The 17,831-nt window shown below is 27.4% G+C and carries 21 protein-coding genes; 4 read left to right on the forward strand and 17 right to left on the reverse strand.

Annotated features, from left to right (window positions below; all coding sequences use genetic code 11):
• Window positions 1-6: 6 nt before the first annotated feature.
• The 6 genes from pheA to gap all read right to left on the reverse strand — a co-directional run bounded on the left by pheA (window position 7) and on the right by gap (window position 6,273).
• Entirely contained in the window at window positions 7-1,086 is a 1,080-nt protein-coding gene (gene pheA, locus ASUIS_RS12225; RefSeq protein ID WP_118887360.1) for a prephenate dehydratase, read from the reverse strand.
• Between the two features lie 10 nt (window positions 1,087-1,096).
• Entirely contained in the window at window positions 1,097-2,305 is a 1,209-nt protein-coding gene (lysA, locus tag ASUIS_RS12230) for a diaminopimelate decarboxylase (protein ID WP_118887361.1), read from the reverse strand.
• 222 nt (window positions 2,306-2,527) lie between these two features.
• The gene (gene fabI / locus ASUIS_RS12235; RefSeq protein ID WP_118887362.1) at window positions 2,528-3,352 is read right to left on the reverse strand and encodes an enoyl-ACP reductase FabI; all 825 of its coding nucleotides are present in this window, start codon (window positions 3,350-3,352) and stop codon (window positions 2,528-2,530) included.
• A 1-nt stretch (window position 3,353) separates the two neighbouring features.
• On the reverse strand, window positions 3,354-4,064 hold the full coding sequence (locus ASUIS_RS12240) for a triose-phosphate isomerase (RefSeq protein WP_118887363.1): 711 nt from the start codon (window positions 4,062-4,064) through the stop codon (window positions 3,354-3,356).
• Window positions 4,064-5,266 carry a phosphoglycerate kinase gene (locus ASUIS_RS12245; RefSeq protein ID WP_118887364.1) on the reverse strand — a complete coding sequence of 401 codons (1,203 nt, stop codon included), beginning with the start codon at window positions 5,264-5,266 and terminating at the stop codon, window positions 4,064-4,066. Before ASUIS_RS12245 ends, ASUIS_RS12240 begins: the two co-directional genes overlap by 1 nt.
• A gap of 8 nt (window positions 5,267-5,274) precedes the next feature.
• Window positions 5,275-6,273: a type I glyceraldehyde-3-phosphate dehydrogenase gene (gap, locus tag ASUIS_RS12250; protein ID WP_118887365.1), complete on the reverse strand. Its 999-nt coding sequence runs from the start codon at window positions 6,271-6,273 to the stop codon at window positions 5,275-5,277.
• A gap of 88 nt (window positions 6,274-6,361) precedes the next feature.
• On the opposite strand from gap, the gene nadD reads away from it, so the two are divergent.
• Together nadD and rsfS are read left to right on the forward strand one after the other, a co-directional pair.
• Window positions 6,362-6,913, forward strand: a complete 552-nt coding sequence (gene nadD, locus ASUIS_RS12255) for a nicotinate (nicotinamide) nucleotide adenylyltransferase (RefSeq protein ID WP_118887366.1) — start codon at window positions 6,362-6,364, stop codon at window positions 6,911-6,913.
• On the forward strand, window positions 6,910-7,236 hold the full coding sequence (rsfS, locus tag ASUIS_RS12260) for a ribosome silencing factor (protein WP_118887367.1): 327 nt from the start codon (window positions 6,910-6,912) through the stop codon (window positions 7,234-7,236). Before nadD ends, rsfS begins: the two co-directional genes overlap by 4 nt.
• A gap of 37 nt (window positions 7,237-7,273) precedes the next feature.
• Here the strand turns inward: rsfS and argS are convergent, their stop codons facing one another.
• The 9 genes from argS to ASUIS_RS12305 all read right to left on the reverse strand — a co-directional run bounded on the left by argS (window position 7,274) and on the right by ASUIS_RS12305 (window position 14,581).
• The gene (gene argS, locus ASUIS_RS12265; protein WP_118887368.1) at window positions 7,274-8,863 is read right to left on the reverse strand and encodes an arginine--tRNA ligase; all 1,590 of its coding nucleotides are present in this window, start codon (window positions 8,861-8,863) and stop codon (window positions 7,274-7,276) included.
• A 9-nt stretch (window positions 8,864-8,872) separates the two neighbouring features.
• Window positions 8,873-9,100 (reverse strand): twin-arginine translocase TatA/TatE family subunit, encoded by a 228-nt coding sequence (gene tatA / locus ASUIS_RS12270; protein WP_118887369.1) that lies wholly within the window; start codon window positions 9,098-9,100, stop codon window positions 8,873-8,875.
• Window positions 9,101-9,165: 65 nt separating this feature from the next.
• The gene (locus ASUIS_RS12275; RefSeq protein ID WP_118887370.1) at window positions 9,166-9,552 is read right to left on the reverse strand and encodes a fluoride efflux transporter FluC; all 387 of its coding nucleotides are present in this window, start codon (window positions 9,550-9,552) and stop codon (window positions 9,166-9,168) included.
• Window positions 9,542-10,228 (reverse strand): lysophospholipid acyltransferase family protein, encoded by a 687-nt coding sequence (locus tag ASUIS_RS12280; RefSeq protein WP_118887371.1) that lies wholly within the window; start codon window positions 10,226-10,228, stop codon window positions 9,542-9,544. The genes ASUIS_RS12275 and ASUIS_RS12280 overlap by 11 nt, the downstream gene beginning before the upstream one ends.
• Window positions 10,215-11,285 carry a hypothetical protein gene (locus tag ASUIS_RS12285; RefSeq protein ID WP_118887372.1) on the reverse strand — a complete coding sequence of 357 codons (1,071 nt, stop codon included), beginning with the start codon at window positions 11,283-11,285 and terminating at the stop codon, window positions 10,215-10,217. Before ASUIS_RS12285 ends, ASUIS_RS12280 begins: the two co-directional genes overlap by 14 nt.
• A gap of 29 nt (window positions 11,286-11,314) precedes the next feature.
• Window positions 11,315-11,986: a phosphoribosylformylglycinamidine synthase I gene (gene purQ, locus ASUIS_RS12290; RefSeq protein WP_118887373.1), complete on the reverse strand. Its 672-nt coding sequence runs from the start codon at window positions 11,984-11,986 to the stop codon at window positions 11,315-11,317.
• 1 nt (window position 11,987) lies between these two features.
• Window positions 11,988-12,233 (reverse strand): phosphoribosylformylglycinamidine synthase subunit PurS, encoded by a 246-nt coding sequence (gene purS / locus ASUIS_RS12295; protein WP_118887374.1) that lies wholly within the window; start codon window positions 12,231-12,233, stop codon window positions 11,988-11,990.
• A gap of 90 nt (window positions 12,234-12,323) precedes the next feature.
• Window positions 12,324-13,277 (reverse strand): phosphoribosylaminoimidazolesuccinocarboxamide synthase, encoded by a 954-nt coding sequence (locus ASUIS_RS12300; protein WP_118887375.1) that lies wholly within the window; start codon window positions 13,275-13,277, stop codon window positions 12,324-12,326.
• Between the two features lie 11 nt (window positions 13,278-13,288).
• Window positions 13,289-14,581: a S41 family peptidase gene (locus tag ASUIS_RS12305; RefSeq protein ID WP_118887376.1), complete on the reverse strand. Its 1,293-nt coding sequence runs from the start codon at window positions 14,579-14,581 to the stop codon at window positions 13,289-13,291.
• 114 nt (window positions 14,582-14,695) lie between these two features.
• Here ASUIS_RS12305 and ASUIS_RS12310 point away from each other — a divergent pair, with 114 nt between their 5' ends.
• Both ASUIS_RS12310 and ASUIS_RS12315 read left to right on the forward strand, forming a co-directional pair.
• Window positions 14,696-15,277 (forward strand): hypothetical protein, encoded by a 582-nt coding sequence (locus ASUIS_RS12310; protein WP_118887377.1) that lies wholly within the window; start codon window positions 14,696-14,698, stop codon window positions 15,275-15,277.
• Window positions 15,278-15,285: 8 nt separating this feature from the next.
• Entirely contained in the window at window positions 15,286-16,269 is a 984-nt protein-coding gene (locus ASUIS_RS12315; protein WP_118887378.1) for a hypothetical protein, read from the forward strand.
• Between the two features lie 73 nt (window positions 16,270-16,342).
• Here ASUIS_RS12315 and ASUIS_RS12320 read toward each other — a convergent pair whose 3' ends face one another.
• Together ASUIS_RS12320 and dksA are read right to left on the reverse strand one after the other, a co-directional pair.
• Window positions 16,343-17,341, reverse strand: coding sequence for a tRNA pseudouridine(13) synthase TruD (locus ASUIS_RS12320; RefSeq protein WP_118887379.1), 999 nt, complete (start codon window positions 17,339-17,341; stop codon window positions 16,343-16,345).
• Window positions 17,338-17,709, reverse strand: coding sequence for an RNA polymerase-binding protein DksA (gene dksA / locus ASUIS_RS12325; RefSeq protein WP_118887380.1), 372 nt, complete (start codon window positions 17,707-17,709; stop codon window positions 17,338-17,340). The genes ASUIS_RS12320 and dksA overlap by 4 nt, the downstream gene beginning before the upstream one ends.
• Window positions 17,710-17,831 lie beyond the last annotated feature (122 nt).

Below are 17,831 nucleotides of genomic sequence, written 5' to 3' on the forward strand. Positions count from 1 at the left end.
TTTATATTAAATATCGTTTATTTCTTTTACATAAGAACCTAAAACTTTTACACTACTTTCATGTTTTTTTAGAACTTTTTTTACATTTTCATCATCTTTATGACCATCAAAATCTATAAAGAAAATTGAATTTCCCTCTACAATATGAGATTTTATTTTTGTTAGATTTATCTTTGCATCATTAAAATCATTTAAAAATTTCACCAGTGCACCTTGTTCATTTGGAAATTTTACCAAAATTGATGTTTTGTCATTTCCACTTTGAGCATTTTCAAAATCACTAATTATAAAAAATCTTGTTTTATTGTTATCTTTGTCTTCAATGTTTTCAAATAATATTGGAAGATTATGAAGTTTTGCTCCAACATGTGGACAAATTGCTGCACTTCCCTCTTCTTTTGCTGCAATCTTTGCAGCTTTTGTAGTTGATTCAATTGGAATTTGCTCAACTTCATCTAAACCAAAATTTGCTAAAAATTTTCTACATTGATCAAAAGCTATATCTTTTGAATAGATTCTTTTTATATCACTTACTTTATCACATTTTGTTGCAAGAGTATGATGAATATCTAAAACAACTTCAGCAATAATTCTTAAATTATAGTTACTTAAACAATTTATTGTATCAGTTACTATTCCATTTGATGAATTTTCAATTGGAACAACACCAAATTTTACTTTTTTTGTATCAACTTCTCTAAAAATTCCTTTTATAGAACTAATAGGGATATACGAACTCATTGCACCAAATCGCCCTTCAGCAGCTTGATGTGTAAAACTTCCCTCAGGTCCAAGATATGCTATATTTTCAGGTAATTCAATATTTCTTGAAATTGCAAAAATCTCTAAAAATAGAGCTTCAATTGCACTTCTATTTAAAAGTCCTTTGTTTTCATTATTGATTTTTTCAAGTCTATCAATAATTGATTTTTCCCTTTCAGGTCTATAAATTGCTCCACCACTTTTTGCCTTTAAAGCTCCAACTTCGTGAACAATTTTCATTCTTTGATTTATTAATTCAAGTAGTGTATTATCAATATTATCAAGTTTGTTTCTAAGTTCTAATAATCCATCTTCGTTAGTCATAGATGCCCTTCTATTTTATAAACTCTTCTTCTAAAGCAATTATATCTTCAAAAGTTTCTCTTTTTCTTATAAGTCTATCATTACCATTCTCATATGCTATTTCCGCAACTTTTCCTCTTGTATTATAGTTACTAGCCATTGTAAATCCATAAGCTCCAGCCGAATAAATTGCAACTAAATCATTATGTTGAGTTTTTGGTAATTGTACATTTTTAGCAAAAAAGTCTCCACTTTCACATACTGGCCCTACTAAATTACAATCAGAAAACTCTTGATTGTCATTTAATACTTCTATTTTATGGTAAGCATTGTATAAAGATGGTCTAATTAAATCATTCATCGCTCCATCAACAATAACAAATCTTTTATTCCCATTTACTTTTTCATATAAAACTTTAGTTACAAAAGTTCCAGCATTTCCAACCATGAATCTACCTGGTTCACAAATAACAGTAATATCTAAACCAAACATATTTTCTAAAATAGATTGAGCATATTCAGTTGTATCAATTAAAGTTTCATCTTTGTAAACAATACCTAATCCACCACCAACATCAACAAATGATAATTCAATTTTTATAGCTTTTAAATTTCTTACTAAATCAGTAATGATTTTAATAGACTCTTTAATTGGTTGAAGTTGAGTAAGTTGAGAACCGATATGACAATGCATTCCAACAGGATCTAAATTCTCAGAATTTTTACATTGGATATACATTCTTTTAGCCGTATCAATATCAACACCAAATTTATTTTCATGTAAACCAGTTGAAATATATGGATGTGTTTGTGGGTCAATATTCGGATTTACTCTTATTGAAATTCTTGCTGTTTTTCCAAGTTCTTTGGCAATTAGTTCAACCCTATTTAACTCTGCATCACTCTCAACATTTATCATTAAAATATCAAGTTCAAGTGCTTGTTTTATCTCTTCATCAATTTTTCCAACACCTGAAAAAATGATTTTATAAGGAGGAATTCCAACTTTTAAAGCACGTTTTACTTCACCAATACTAACACAATCAGCACCAGCTCCAAGGTTTGCTAAGTGTTTAATCACAGACAGATTTGAATTTGCTTTTACAGCATATGCAATAAGTGATTTTCTAGCTCTAAATGCACCTTTTAACTCTTCATATTGTTTTGTAATATGGTCAAAATCGTACACATAATAAGGTGTTTGATATTTATTTGCTAACTCTTTAAAATTTATACTCATTATTATAATTATCCTATATTTAAAATCTTAATTTAAAATTTCATTAAATTTAAAAATAAAACTTTATTAAATTTTTTTATATTAAAAACAGTCAAAAAGTGTGAGATTTTGAGTGAAGTTCAAGGCGGAGTGTGAATTTTAAATAGGAGCTTACATAAAGTAAGTGAGTATTTAAAATTTACTCTCCAACGCAAGAATCAGCCAAAAGCTTACGCTTATTGGCTATTTTTCTCCGTTCCAAGCTATTGTTGGATGCCCCTCTTCGTCAAATTTCACAGCTGGCATACCCATAATATTATATCCACAATCAACATAATGAATTTCACCTGTTACAGCACTAGATAAATCTGAAAGTAAATACATACCAGAATTCCCAACTTCATCGATTGTTACATTTTTCTTTAATGGAGAGTGGGCTTCATTCCATTTTAGCATAAATCTAAAATCACTAATTCCTGCTGCTGCCAAAGTTTTAATTGGACCTGCACTAATAGCATTTACTCTAATCCCATCTCTTCCTAAATCTTCAGCTAAATATTTAGTTGTCATTTCTAAAGCTGCTTTTGCAACACCCATTAAATTATAATTTGGAATATATTTTACTCCACCATAATAAGTTAATGTTAAAATTGAAGAATTATCAGATAATAAAGGTTTTAACTCTCTTACAACTTCAATTAATGAATAAACAGAAACATCCATAGCAATATCAAAAGCTGATTTAGAAATATCATAAAATCTTCCAGATAATCCTTCTTTAGGAGCAAATGCAATTGAATGAACAATAAAATCAATTTGTCCTAAATCTTTTTCTAATGATATTTTTAAAGCTTTGATTTCTTCTGGATTTGACACATCACAAGGATACACTAAAGCCTCACTTCCAAACTCAGCAGCGATTGGTTCAACTCTTTTTTTCAAGCTATCATTTAAATAAGTAAATGCAATTTGCGCCCCTTGATCTGCACATGCTTTTGCAATTCCATAAGCTATTGACTTATTATTTGCAACTCCTAAAATTACACCTTTTTTACCTTTCATAAACATCTTATAAATCCTTTGTATTTTCTAATATTTGTATAAAATCTTCTTTTTTCCAAGAAGCAGTCCCAATTAAAGCACCATCAACATTTGGTATTTGGCAAAGTTCTCTAACATTTTCTACTTTTACGCTTCCACCATATAAAAGTGGTTTTGAAATTTTTTCTTTTATTGCGTTATGAATATTTTTTATATCTTCATTTGTTGCAGTTACACCTGTGCCTATTGCCCAAACAGGTTCATAAGCCAAAATCAGATTTTTATAATTTGTATCAATTCCATCAAACTGCTGATAAATATACTCTAAAGTTTTAGGTAAACCTTGATTTTTCACTTCTAATGGTTCACCTATACAATAGATTATTTTATAACCTAACTCTTTGTAGAACTCATATTTTTTAGCAATCATATTTTGAGTTTCACCTAAAATATGTCTTCTTTCACTATGACCTATTAAAATTGTATTAATTTCAAATTCATCAAGTTGAACTGTTCCAATTTCTCCTGTAAATGAGCCACTAGTTGCTGCATAAGCATTTTGAGCTCCAATTGAAAAAGTTGAAACCGTATCAAATAAATCCAATGAAGTTGCTGTTGGGAAAACGTAAACTTCATTTTTAATTTCATTTGATTTTAGATAATCATTCACCTCATTTATAAATAGTGCAGTTGATTTTCTAGTGTGATTTGTTTTGAAATTACTTGCAATTATTGCCATTAATTATCTTCCTCAAGTACTAAAGCTTTAACACCTGGCAGAATTTTTCCTTCAATTAATTCAAGTGATGCGCCACCACCTGTACTAATAAATGTCATTTCATCTTCATCACCTGTAACTCTTACAAGGTCAGCAGTATCTCCACCACCAACTACTGTTGTAGCAAATGAAGATGCAACTGCATGTGAAATTTTTGTACTTCCTTTTGCAAATTTATCCATTTCATAAACACCCATTGGTCCATTCCATAAAATAGTATTTGCATCTTCTAAAGCTTCAGAAAATAATAAAGCAGATGCCGGTCCAATATCAAGCCCCATCCAATCTTTTGGGATTTCTTGAATTGTTACGATTTTTGCAATTGCTTCTGCACTAAATGTTTCAGCTGCAACAACATCAACAGGTAAATAAAGTTTTACCCCTAAAGTTTTTGCTTGTTCCATAATTTTTAGAGCTTCTGGAATTAAATCCTCTTCAACTAAAGATTTACCAATTTCATGTCCTAAAGCTTTTAGGAATGTAAAGGCCATTCCTCCACCAATAATAATTTTATCAACTTTTGGAACTAAATTATGTAAAGCCTCAAGTTTACCAGAAACCTTTGAACCTCCAACAATTGATATAAATGGTCTTTTTGGATTATGAACTATATGATGAAAAAATTTAATCTCTTTTGCCATTAAAAAACCAGCTGCTTTATGCTCCATATCAAAATATTTTGCAATTCCTTCAACAGATGAGTGAGCTCTATGAGAAACACCAAAGGCATCATTAATATATACTTCTGCCATTGAAGCTAGTTTTGCACTTAATGCTTCATCATTTTTTGTTTCACCTGTTTCAAATCTCATATTCTCTAATAATAAGATTTCCCCAGCTTTAAGCTCTTTTGCCATTTTCATAGTTTCATCACAAATAATACTTGGAGCCATTTTTATCTCTTGTTTTAAAAGAGTATGTAATCTTTTTGCAATTGGAGCTAGTGAAAACTCTTCTTCAAATCCACCTTTTGGTCTTCCAAAATGTGAAGCTAAAATAACAGAACAATCATTATCAATACAATATCTAATAGTACTTAATGCACTTCTTATTCTTCTATCATCTGTAATATTGTTATATTCATCCATTGGAACATTAAAATCGCATCTAATAAAAACTCTTTTACCAGCTATATCAATATTTTTAATCTCTTGTAATTTCATTTTTAACCCTATTTATTTGCTACAAAAACAGCCATATCAATCAATCTTGATGAATAACCCCACTCATTGTCATACCAACTCATAACTTTTATCATATTTCCACCAATTACTTGTGTTAAATCTGACGCAACTATTGTTGAATTAGTATTTCCTACTAAATCACTCGAAACCATCATATCGTTATCAACTGCAACAATTCCAGATAATTCTTTTGATTTTGCCTCAAATAAAGCATTTATTTCTTCTTTTGTTGTATCTTTTTTAATTATAAAATTAACATCAACCATAGAAACATTTGGAGTTGGAACTCTAACACTTTGTCCATGTAATTTACCATCAAGTTGAGGCATAATTAATTTCATAGCCTTTGCAGCTCCTGTTGATGTAGGAATCATATTAGCAGCACCTGCTCTTGCTCTTCTTTTATCTGCTTTATGTTTTACATCTAAAATATTTTGATCATTTGTATAAGAGTGAATTGTTGTCATTAAACCTTTTTCAATTCCAAATGCATCATCAATAATTTTTGCTATTGGTCCTAAACAATTTGTTGTACAAGAAGCATTTGAAATAATTGTTTGTCCTGTATAAGTTGATTCATTAACTCCAAGTACAAAAGTTGGTGTATTATCTTTTGCAGGCGCAGACATTACAACTTTTTTTGCTCCATTATCAATATGAATTTGACATTTTTCTTGAGTTAGATAAGCACCCGTACACTCTAAAATAATTTCAGCACCACAATCTTTTGAAAAAGTTAATTCAGAAGCATCTCTTGTAGAATAAAGTTTTGCATTAATTTTTCCCATTTTTAAATAACCATTTTCAACTTTTACATCACCATTAAAAGTCCCATGAACAGTATCATATTTTGTAATATATTCTAACATATCTGGTGCTGCTGTATCATTTATTGCAACTAATTCTACATCATCTCTTGTTGCGATGATTCTTGCAACACATCTACCAATTCTTCCAAAACCATTTATTGCAACTTTAATAGCCATTTCTTCCCTTTAAATAAATCTAATTGTAGATATTTTATCGAAAAATTGCTATAATAATATTTAAGTATATTACAAAGGTTTTAAATAGGTGCGAATTGCAATATTTGGTGGAAGTTTTGACCCTATACATGTAGCTCATGTTACAGTTGTAAAGGAAGCGTTAAAAAAACTAGACATTGATGTAGTTATTGTTGTTCCAACATATCTGAATCCTTTCAAGAGTAGCTTTTACTTAAATCCAGAAACAAGATTCAAATTACTTAAAAAAGTTTTTAATGAGTTTGAAAAAGTTAAAATTTGTGATTACGAAATAAATCAACAGAAAACTAGCTATTCAATTGACACAGTAAATTATCTAATAAACTTATATAATCCATCGAAAATCTATCTAATAATTGGAGAGGATAATTTAAAAAATTTAGATAAATGGCATGAAATTGATAAACTAAAAGAGCTTGTTGAATTTGTAATTGCTTCAAGAAAAGGTTTTGAAAGTAAAAAAGCAAAAGAGTTTAAAAATTTGGATGTAAATATCGATATTAGTTCTAGCTTGCTAAGAGATAAAATTGATTTAGATTATATTCCAAAAGAAATTAAAGATGATATATTAAATCTTCAAGAAAAAGGTAAAAGTTTTTGAATACTAGATTAGAAAACATAAAAAAAATATTAGATGACAAAAAAGCGGAAAATATAGAAATTATTGATTTAACATCAAAAGACTATATAGTTGATTATGTTGTAATTGCTACAACATTAAATCCTAAACATGGATTTGCATTATTAAACTACTTAAGAACTGATTTAAAACCAACTGGTGAAGAATTTTTAAGAGTGGATGAAGATGATGAATGGACAATTATTGATTTAGGTGATGTATTTATTCACTTAATGAGTGAGAAATATAGAGTTAAATACTCTTTAGAAGAATTTTTATCTGAGTTAAAAACAACTGAAAACTAAAAAAAGAGAGAAATATTTCTCTCTTTTTTTATGACTTTTACATTTGTTCCTTGGCTTTGATTCCAAGAATTCCAAGCCCAACATTAATACTTAATGCAGCCATTACCAAAACTTTTAAATACATATTTTGTTCACTACTTCCTATTACTTTATGTTCATTATAAAATTTATGAACACTTGAAGCCAATGAATATAAATATTCTGTAATTTTTTGCATATCTCTTTTTGTAAACGCTTCTACTAAAATAGATTCCAATAAAAGTGATTCATAAACTAAGTTTAATCCATCTTGATTTAAATTTGAGAAATCTACATTTTTTATATCATCAAAACTAATTCCAGCTTTAACAAAAACTTGATTAATTCTAGCATGCGCATAATTTATATAAAAAATTGGATTTGAAGAATCTTGATTTTTTAACATATCTATGTCAAATTCTAAATGCGTATCGCTTTTTCTTGTTAAGAAAATAAATCTTAATGCATCAGCGCCTATTTCCTCAGTTATATCAGACATCAGAATAACATTTCCTGCTCTTTTTGACATTTTATAAGGTTCTCCACCTTTTAATAACTGAACCATTTGAGATAAAATAACTTCAAGTTTTGAAGAATCATTTCCTAAAAATTCAATAGCAGCTTTCACCCTTGGAATGTAACCATGATGATCAGCACCCCAAATATTTATGTATCTATCAAAACTTCTATCATATTTATTTTTATGATAAATAATATCACCGGCTAAATAAGTAGGAATCCCATTATCTCTTACAACTACTCTATCTGAATCATCTCCATATTGAGTAGATTTAAGATAAATTTTTTCATCTTTTTCATAAAGAGAACCATTTTTTTCTAATACTTCTTTTGTATTTTCCCAAGATGAATACAATGATTTTTCAGATACAAAATTATCAAATGTTATACCTAAATCTTTTAAATCTTTAATTATTATTTCCATAACTAAATCTTTTGAAAAAAAGGCTATTTCTTTAAATCTTGACTCATCATAAATTATCTCTTTTCCAAATTTCTCAATTACTATATTTGCAATATCAATTAAATATTCACCTCTATAATAAGTTTCTGGATAAGTTACTTCTTCTTTAAAAATAAAATCTCTAGCAGCAAGTGAAACTGATAAACCTAATAAATCCATCTGAGCACCAGCATCATTTATATAATATTCAGTTGTAATGTCATAACCTAAATATTTTCCAACACGAGCAAGTGAGTCTCCTGCAATTGCACCTCTTGCATGACCAATATGTAAAGGTCCAGTTGGATTTGCAGAAACAAATTCTAATAAGATTTTTTCATCTTTTTTTGATTGCTTTGCAAAAGATTCTTTGTCATTTAATGCATTATTTACTAATGATTCTAAAAAAGATGATGATAATTTAAAATTAATAAAACCTTTTACAGCTTCAACTTTTTCAAACATATCAGAATCACTTAAATTAGAAACTAATTCATCAGCTATTGCCATTGGAGATTTTTTCAGTTCTTTTGCTAGTGAAAATGCAACAGGAGTCGCATAGTGTCCAAAAGACAAATCTTTTGGTTTTTCTAACACTATACTTGTATTTAATTTTTTTTCAATAAATTCTTTTACTAAATTTTGCAATACTTTCTCTTATACTTGTTTTGTTTCGTTTTTTTCAGCTGTAGTTGTTTCAGATTTTTTTTCAATTTCGTCTGACTTGTTTTGTACTACTTCATCTTCATCATCTTTTATAGCTTTTTTAAAGTTTTTAATACCTGAACCTAAACCTTTTGCTAATTCTGGTATTTTTTTACCTCCGAACAATAATAATATTACTAATACTATTAATACTAACTCCATACCACTTGGCATACTCATGATATATCCTTATATTGATTTGCTGTCATTATAACTACATAATGCTTAAAAAAATTTTGTGATTTTTACTTTAAAAAGAAATGCATAAGTTTGAATCCACTACCTGCTGCTAAGATTGTTCCCACTAAATTCAGGGTAATATTTGCAATAGCTATATAAATTGATGTTCCTAATAATAAATAAGATTCAATAGCAAAAGTTGAATAAGTAGTTAATGCTCCTAGAAATCCTGTTGTTAAAAATGCTTTAAGATTCACAGAAAGAGGATAATTTGAGAAATATGCAAATAATACACCAGCTAAAAATGAACCTACTAAATTTACGAATAATATTCCTAGTGGAAATTCTATTGGAAAATATTTATTTGTAAAATGTACAGCATATGCCCTTGCAATTGAACCTATAAATCCTCCCACTCCAATAGCAAGAATCATTGACCAATTAAGAGACATAGTTTGTACATTCTTTATTGAATACTTCATTCATTTTTTCTTCTGTTTTTTCAAACCAATCCGTATTTTTATCTGCTTGAATTGGTTCTAAATAAACAACTTTTACAATACCTGGTGTTGCTAATACTTTTTTAGAATCAACTATATTTCTTGTATTAAATAAAACTATAGGTTGCACCCTTAGATTATATCTATTTGCTAATATTTTAGCACCCGGTCTAAAACCTAGCATTGATTTACCATCACTTCTTGTACCTTCAGGAAACATTGCAATTGGTCGACCTTTATCTAGTCTATCTTTTGCTTCTTTTAAAAGGTTTATAATTCCTGCTTTATTTTCTCTATCAATGCTAATCATTCTCGGAGCTTTTATTATATGTCCAAAAAAGAATAAATCAGTTATCTCTTTTTTAGCAACCCAAGCTAAATCTCTTGAATGAATATATTCCATTACAATTATGTCAAGTAAAGATTGATGATTCATTAAAATCATGTCACATGATTCATCTAATTTTCCTTGAGTTTGTAATTTTATTCCTAAAACAAACATTTGGAAATTCATCCATACTTTAATTACTTTGTGTGTGTGGTTTTTAAATATATACATTAAAACTACAGTTATTGCAACTGTAATTGAAAATTGAATAAATAGTATAATTCCTCTAATTCGTGCCAAAACTTTCTTCCTTTATCCAACCTATAAAATCACTTTCTTTTCCTAAAATTTTGATAAAGCCATTTTTTTTCTCTAATATTTCAACTTGCTGATCATTTTCTAATTTAAAAAATATTGTTGAATTTTTTGTTGGCAAAATATAAACAAAAGAATCTTTTTTTACTATTCCTGTACTATTTGGTAATAAATAAATAATTGATATTACAAAAAGTACTAACGATATATATAAAAAGAATCTTTTTCTTTTCCAAATAAACAATGCTAGGAAGAAGATAAAAAAAGTAATTGAACCTATTTTTTTGTATTTTTCAAAACTTGAATCATTCGGATTTAAATCTGTTTGCGTACTTACTAATTCATTTTGCAAAATTAAAGGAATAGTTAAATCTTTTAAACTTTTTGTTTTGGTATTATAGTAAGTAATAACCATTTTCTTTTTGTATATTGGAGTAACAAAATAGTAAACTAAATTTTGTTTCTCATTATTTTCTTTTATATTAGAAATTCCCTGTTCTTCAACATCTTTTAATTTAAAATCTTCAAGATTTGAATTAATAGCATCTACATCTATTATAGTTAAAGCTTCTTTATTATTATATTGTTTTGTTTTATATGCTTTTAAAATTATATCATCAGCAATTACACCTGAATATCTTTCATCGCCTTTTCCTATATCAGAAAATCTAATTACTGGTGGACTTAATTCACTCGAATCAATCATTGCACTATCATTTTTTAAAACAATACTCAAATCAGGGAATTTAAAATTTCCTTGTTTAACTTTGAAATAATAGCTATTTTCATAAGTATCATTTGTAACTTTTCTCCAAGGATTTTTTGGATTTAGAATTGTAATATTTGAAGAGTTTAAAAAAGTTGTTTCTAATTGAGTAAAATCAGCTGTAGTAATTAATGCTCTAACTACAACTTCAAATTTTTGATTTTTATAAATATTTGTTGGTATTTTATTGTACGAAAGATATAAATTTTTTGATGCGAAAAGATTTACGCACAAAAAAACATTAAGAAGAATAAATAGTTTTAATATTTTTCTCATTTTACTTTTTACAATAGGAGATTAACTCCTTATTGTAAAAAACCCTTTAGCATATTAACACCATCAATAGAACCTAAAAGTTCTTCAATAGCTCGTTCTGGATGTGGCATTAAACCAAAAACATTTTTTTCTTTGTTACAAATACCAGCTATATTTGAAACTGAACCATTCATGTTTACTAAATTCCCATCTTTATCGCAATATTTTAAAAGTATTTGATTATTGTCTTCTAGCTCTTTTAATCCAAGAGCATCAATATAATAGTTTCCATCATGGTGTGCTACTGGAATATTAACAACTTGATCTTTTTTCATCAACGATAAAAATCTATTATCTGTATTGATTATTTTTAAAGTATGATATTTTGAAATAAAATGTAAAGAATCATTTCTTTTCATAGCACCAGGTAATAATCCAGCTTCTAATAAAATTTGAAATCCATTACAAATTCCTAAAACTTTTCCACCCTTTGCAGCATACTCTTGAACTGATTCCATAATATTTGCAAATCTAGCAATTGCTCCACTTCTTAAATAATCTCCATAAGAAAATCCACCAGGAATTACTAATAAATCAGTATTCGCAGGAATTTGTTTTTCTTTATGCCAAATGATTTCTACATCACAACCTAATTGTTCAAATGCATATTTTGTATCATATTCACAGTTTGTTCCAGGAAATTGTAATACTGAAATTTTCATATTAACCTACTATTTCTATATCATAATCTTCAATAACTGTATTAGCTAAAAGTTTTTGACACATTTTTGTAACTTCTTCTTTAGCAGATACTGCATCAGTTGAGTTTAATTCAATAATAATTTGTTTACCAATTCTTACATTTTTAACTAATTCTTTAAATCCTAATGTGTCTAATGCATGATGAGTTGCTTTACCTTGATCATCAAGTACACCTTGTTTTAATGCTACATTTACAATTGCTTTCATTTATTACCTTCAATTTATATTTTTGCGATTATATCTAAAAATGCCTTACAGCTATTTAGGCAAGAAGAGTCTTAAAACTCTTCATTAAAACTATTTACTTAATCTATTAAGAATAGTTGTATATCCATCTAAAATTTTATCTTTGATAGTTTGAGGAACATTTACCTCTAACTTTTCACCAGATTTAAGAGCTTTTGCTTTCTCTTTCCAGTTATCTGCTTTTCCAAAATCTCTAAGAATTTGTTTATCCATTGAGATATAATTTTGCGCATCAAAATCTTCTTTTGAAATAAATCTTGAACTCTCAGGTGTTAAAACTTCATCACCTAAAACCCATTCACCTTTAGAATTAACAAAAATTTCAAATTTTGTATCAACTACAATAATACCTCTCTCTTGTGCAAATTTAGTAAAATCTTTAAACAATTTTTCTAAGTTTGTTACAATTTCAGGAAAAGTTTCTCTAACTTTTGCAGAATTTAAAGGTTCATCTTTAATTCCTTTTGTTGTTGGAGTAAAAATTGGTGTTTCAAATTTAAACCATTGAGGTAAATCAGAAGCTAAATCTAAACCATAAGGATCTTTTCCATTTTGACAAGCATCAAATAAAGAACCTGTTAAATAATTTCTAAATATTAATTCAAATTGAACTATTTCACCATCAAATTCAGCTTCTAATGGTTTACATAATTCCATAAGTTGACATCTTGGTGCAATAGCTAAAGATTGGTCAACCATTTCTGATAAAATTGCTGTTCTAATTCCAGCTTCTTTTGCAAACATTGCTCCATTATTAGAAATAGCTGTTTGAGAAACCCCTTTTCCTTCTATTAAAAGATTTAATGGAATATCAAATACCGAACATCTGTCACTTCTTACAAGTAACACTTTTGGCTCAACTCCAGGACAAGTATAAAGATCTGCATTTTTACCAATATAAAAAAGATTATAACCTAACTCTTCTAACTCAGAAATACCTTTTTGAGTTGTAGTTTTCTTTGAATCAGGCCAAAGATTAAGTGCTACGATATCACTTATTTTCATTTAGTCTCCTATTATTTATTCATTATTATTAAACTTTTTAAAATTGCAATAGAAGTATTTAATTGATTATCTCCTAGTACATCTTCACCTGTAATTACTTTTTTATTTTCATCAGCTATTACTTTTTCTTCTTTTTTTGTATTACCTACTTTTTCAAGTTCTCCTTCAAGATGTTTTTTTAAATCAGATTCTTTTATTTTAAACTTATCTTCTTCATCTTGTGTAACTTTTCCAGCATTAACAATTACATCAGGAGTAACTCCTGTTGCTTGAATTGTTCTTCCACTTGGTAAATAATATTTTGCAATAGTTAATTTTATATTTTCACTTCTATCATTTTCAATAGGAAGAACTGCTTGAACAGAACCCTTACCAAAAGTTTTTTCTCCAATAATAACTGCTCTTTTATGGTCTTGTAACGAACCACTTACAATTTCAGATGCTGATGCTGAACCTTCATTTACAAGAACAACTAAAGGTAATTTAGTTTTAGTTTTTAATGCACTTGCTTCAAATTTTTCTTCATCTTCAGGATTTCTTCCTTTTTGAGAAACAATTACTCCACTATCAACAAATAAATCAACTACACCTATTGCTTGTGAAAGTAATCCTCCAGGATTATTTCTTAAATCCAAAATAAGACCTTTTACATTTTTATTTGCAGTTATGATTTTTTCTAAATCTTCAGTAACTTTTGTATCAAAACTTGAAATTCTCAAATATAACAAATTTTCATTTTCAATTGTTTTAGAGAATACAGATTGTATTTTGATAATATCTCTTTTCATTTTTATTTCTAAAGGTTTTAGTTCACCTTTTCTTACAAGAGTTAATGTAATATCAGTTTGAGGATTTCCTCTCATTAAGGTAACAGCTTCATCTAAGGTCATATTTATTGTTGAAGTATTATTGATTTTTAAAATAATATCTAGAGCTTTTACTCCAGCTTTAAATGCTGGTGTATCATCAATAGGTGAGATTACAGTTAAAGCTCCATCTCTCATTCCTACAGTAATTCCTAAACCACCAAATTCACCTTGAGTTTGAATAGCCATCTCTTTTGATGCTTTCTTATCTAAATATGATGAATGAGCATCTAACTCTTGCATTAAACCTTTTAATGCTTTGTCAACTATTTCTTGTAATTTTATGTCATCAACATAATATTTTTCAACAGTACCAATTACTTTTGTTAGTTTTGATAAAGACTCAAATCTTGATTGTTCAGGAACAACTTCCTCGTTTGCAAAAATATTTTGCGATATAACCAATGTAAGTGTAGAAGCTAATAATAATCTCTTCATATTTTTTATAACCTTATAAATTTATAGAGAATTATTATACAAAAAGTAAGATAAAAGTAAGATTTTATTAAAAATTTTGTACCATATCAACTACTTTTCAAAAAGGTTATTAAAATGAGTATAAAAGAAAATGTTGATTATGTTAAAACAGAGCTAAGTAGCGAAGAGAAATTTTTAGAAAATTTCGTAAAAGGTGAAAGGTTTTTTAAAAAATATAAAACATTAATCTTTGCATTTGTGGCAGTTATTATAGTAGGAATTATCAGTTTTTTTATAAAAGATAACATAGCACAATCAAATAAATTTGAAGCAAATATTGCTTTCAATAAAGTTTTAGAAAATAGTGATGATGCTCAAGCACTAGCTATTTTAAAAGATAAAAATCCTCAACTTTACGATATTGCTATTTTTTTACAAGCAAAAAAAGAAGCTAAAGCAACACAAATAAGTGTTCCTTTATTAAAAGAGTTATCAAAATATCAAACCGCGTTAGCAGATAAAAATATTGCTGAATTAGATAATTTATCTATGCAAAATGATTTTTTATTAAAAGAATTTGCTATTTTCAATAAAGCACTTCTTTTAACAAATGAAGGAAAATTTAATGAAGCAAAAACAACACTAGCATTGATTCCAGAAACTTCAAAAGCTTTTGAATTGGCTAAATTACTAAACCACTATCTACTTACAAAATAAGGAAAAACATGAGATATTTTTTAATTTCATTATCAGCAATATTTTTATTTACAGCTTGTTCAGGGAAAAAGTATTTCGAACCTGAAGATGTAAGCAGTAATATAGAATTAAATAAAGAATCTATGTCTTCATCAATTACATCGATGAATAAAATTGGTGCAACACTAGAAGATAAAAAAGTTATCACAGTAGATGGAATTTCATCTTTTGAATTACCAGAAAATTTTGACTTTTTAAATGTAAGTGCTGATGGAAAAATTATCGCTACAAACTATATTAATAAAATATTAATTGGTAGTGAAGAAAGAGTTGTAAAAGATGTTGTAGTTGCCGCATCTTTAAAAGATAATAAATTAGCTTTGGTTTACTCAAGTAATACAATTGAGTTAATTGATATTAAAACAAATAAAACTTTATTTAAAGAGTATTTACCAGCATCTTTAGCAAATGATACAAGAATTACAAATCCTCATTTTATGGGAAATTTAATACTTTTCCCTACATTAAATGGAAAAGTTATTATTGTTTCAGCATTAACAAATGAATCAATTAGAAATATTTCAGTTGATCCAGATAGTGAATTTAATAATATAATTTCATTAAATGTAATTGAAAGTTCTCAAACATTAATAGTTGCTAGTCCAAATAAAGTTGTATCAATTTCTCCAAAAGAAATTATTGCAAAAGAGTATGATCTAAGAGATATTATTGTAAATAAAGAAGATGTTTATATTGCAACTATCGATGGTCAAATCATAAAATTAACTCCAAGCTTAGCTGAAGTTGCAAAGAAAAAATATAAATATGCAAAAGTTCATGCTTTAGGATTTTCTGATTCATTATATGCGGTTGAATCACAAGGTTACTTAATAAACTTAAATCAAGACTTTACTGATGATAGAATTTATAAATTCAGCTTTGATAATGAAGAAAGAATGATAGCAATTGGAAATAAAATATATTTTGATTCAAAATATATAACTCTTCCATAACTAAAAATTCTAGAATAAAAAAGGGATATTTGGAAAAACCAAATATCCCTTTTTTTATTCCTAAAATATAATTTTAAGAGAAATTCTTATTAGCTAAATATTCAACTAAAACTGTTGCATAAGAGCCTTTAGGAAGAATGAAATCTAAACTACACACCTTTTTAGTTGCATCATATTTACAGCTTATATCTCTTGGGAAAACCATAGCTTCTCTTCTATAACCTTTTTCTTGAATATATAAATCATCATATTTTTGCTCAATTAAAGCAGCTTCACCCATTGCTTTGAAAACCTTTCTTCCTGGAAGTAATCCAGTTGGAGTTATTTTAAAATTATGAAAATCATTTAATATATTTGCAGTTATAGCCTTTGGAGTAAATAATTTATTATTTTGCAAATCAAAAAAGATATCTCCATTTAAAAGTTTAAACTCATCATTTGATAAGCTTAATCGCTCAACTAACCAAGCATTAAAAAAACTACTTTGATAAGCAGCAATAAGCATTTTTGATAACTTTTTATCTTTTACTATCTCTTCACCATAAACTACATCTTTTGCTTTTGCAAGATTATCAACTACTTCTTTTCCAAATCTTTGATAACCAAAATAGTTTGGCATTCCTTCTTTGACTATAAGTTTTATGATTTTTTGAATATGATTTATATCCGTTACTTCAACATTATGAAGGTTGATTTTAAATCTATTTCCTTCTAAATCACCAATATTTAGTTTTTCATTATGTAAAAAAGTATCTATAATTTCAATCTTTTTATTTTTAAAAAGTTTTATTTCTTTAGAATATTTTTTAGGGATAGTAATGTATTGAGTTGTTGTGGCTCGTTTATCTTTAAGACCAGCATAACCAATCTCATTGGAAAAAACATTTAGGAATTTTGCTAATCTATCGATTAATTCCCAGGTATCGCAGTTATTTTTTTCAATTTTTAAAACTAAAAAACTACCTGCACCAGAAAATTTTATAGGTTGTTCTTCAACTATAAAATCCTCTTCATTTTGAACAAATTTGAAATTTAAAGTTTTATCATTCTTAGGATAAACTCTTTTTATCAATTCTTAGCTCTTTTTATAAATTCATTTTCATAAACAGTTCTACACTCTGTACAAAACTTAGCAAATGGTTTAGCTTTTAATCTTCCTAATGGAATAACAACTCCACACATATCACAAATCCCATAAGTTCCAGCATCTATTTTTTTAAGAGATTCTTCTATTTGTCTTAACTCATCAAGTTGATGATTTGCTATCATTCCTTCTGTAAAAGAATCACTTACTAACTCAGCATAATCTAATTCATCATTAATTTCTTGTTCTTTTAATTGATCAATATTTGCTCTACTGTTATTAATATTTGATAAAATATTTTCTTTTCTTTCAAGTAAAATTACTTTTAACTCATCAATTTGCTGTTTGTTTGGCATAGTTTCTCCTTAAATATTCGCGCAATTATATACTTTTTTACATATATTATTACTTAGATAACACTTAAATGCCTATTTTAAGGACTTTTAATCATTAATAATAATCATTAATAATATAATTA

This window comes from Arcobacter suis CECT 7833, from assembly GCF_003544815.1.
In the GTDB taxonomy this organism is placed as follows: domain Bacteria; phylum Campylobacterota; class Campylobacteria; order Campylobacterales; family Arcobacteraceae; genus Aliarcobacter; species Aliarcobacter suis.

What these genes read in the sequence shown, in the direction of transcription:
- pheA (WP_118887360.1), bottom strand. Translation starts at nt 1,086, where the DNA reads ATGACTAACGAAGATGGATTATTAGAACTTAGAAACAAACTTGATAAT.
- lysA (WP_118887361.1), bottom strand. Translation starts at nt 2,305, where the DNA reads ATGAGTATAAATTTTAAAGAGTTAGCAAATAAATATCAAACACCTTAT.
- fabI (WP_118887362.1), bottom strand. Translation starts at nt 3,352, where the DNA reads ATGTTTATGAAAGGTAAAAAAGGTGTAATTTTAGGAGTTGCAAATAAT.
- ASUIS_RS12240 (WP_118887363.1), bottom strand. Translation starts at nt 4,064, where the DNA reads ATGGCAATAATTGCAAGTAATTTCAAAACAAATCACACTAGAAAATCA.
- ASUIS_RS12245 (WP_118887364.1), bottom strand. Translation starts at nt 5,266, where the DNA reads ATGAAATTACAAGAGATTAAAAATATTGATATAGCTGGTAAAAGAGTT.
- gap (WP_118887365.1), bottom strand. Translation starts at nt 6,273, where the DNA reads ATGGCTATTAAAGTTGCAATAAATGGTTTTGGAAGAATTGGTAGATGT.
- tatA (WP_118887369.1), bottom strand. Translation starts at nt 9,100, where the DNA reads ATGAGTATGCCAAGTGGTATGGAGTTAGTATTAATAGTATTAGTAATA.
- ASUIS_RS12275 (WP_118887370.1), bottom strand. Translation starts at nt 9,552, where the DNA reads ATGTCTCTTAATTGGTCAATGATTCTTGCTATTGGAGTGGGAGGATTT.
- ASUIS_RS12285 (WP_118887372.1), bottom strand. Translation starts at nt 11,285, where the DNA reads ATGAGAAAAATATTAAAACTATTTATTCTTCTTAATGTTTTTTTGTGC.
- purQ (WP_118887373.1), bottom strand. Translation starts at nt 11,986, where the DNA reads ATGAAAATTTCAGTATTACAATTTCCTGGAACAAACTGTGAATATGAT.
- purS (WP_118887374.1), bottom strand. Translation starts at nt 12,233, where the DNA reads ATGAAAGCAATTGTAAATGTAGCATTAAAACAAGGTGTACTTGATGAT.
- ASUIS_RS12300 (WP_118887375.1), bottom strand. Translation starts at nt 13,277, where the DNA reads ATGAAAATAAGTGATATCGTAGCACTTAATCTTTGGCCTGATTCAAAG.
- ASUIS_RS12305 (WP_118887376.1), bottom strand. Translation starts at nt 14,581, where the DNA reads ATGAAGAGATTATTATTAGCTTCTACACTTACATTGGTTATATCGCAA.
- ASUIS_RS12310 (WP_118887377.1), top strand. Translation starts at nt 14,696, where the DNA reads ATGAGTATAAAAGAAAATGTTGATTATGTTAAAACAGAGCTAAGTAGC.
- ASUIS_RS12315 (WP_118887378.1), top strand. Translation starts at nt 15,286, where the DNA reads ATGAGATATTTTTTAATTTCATTATCAGCAATATTTTTATTTACAGCT.
- dksA (WP_118887380.1), bottom strand. Translation starts at nt 17,709, where the DNA reads ATGCCAAACAAACAGCAAATTGATGAGTTAAAAGTAATTTTACTTGAA.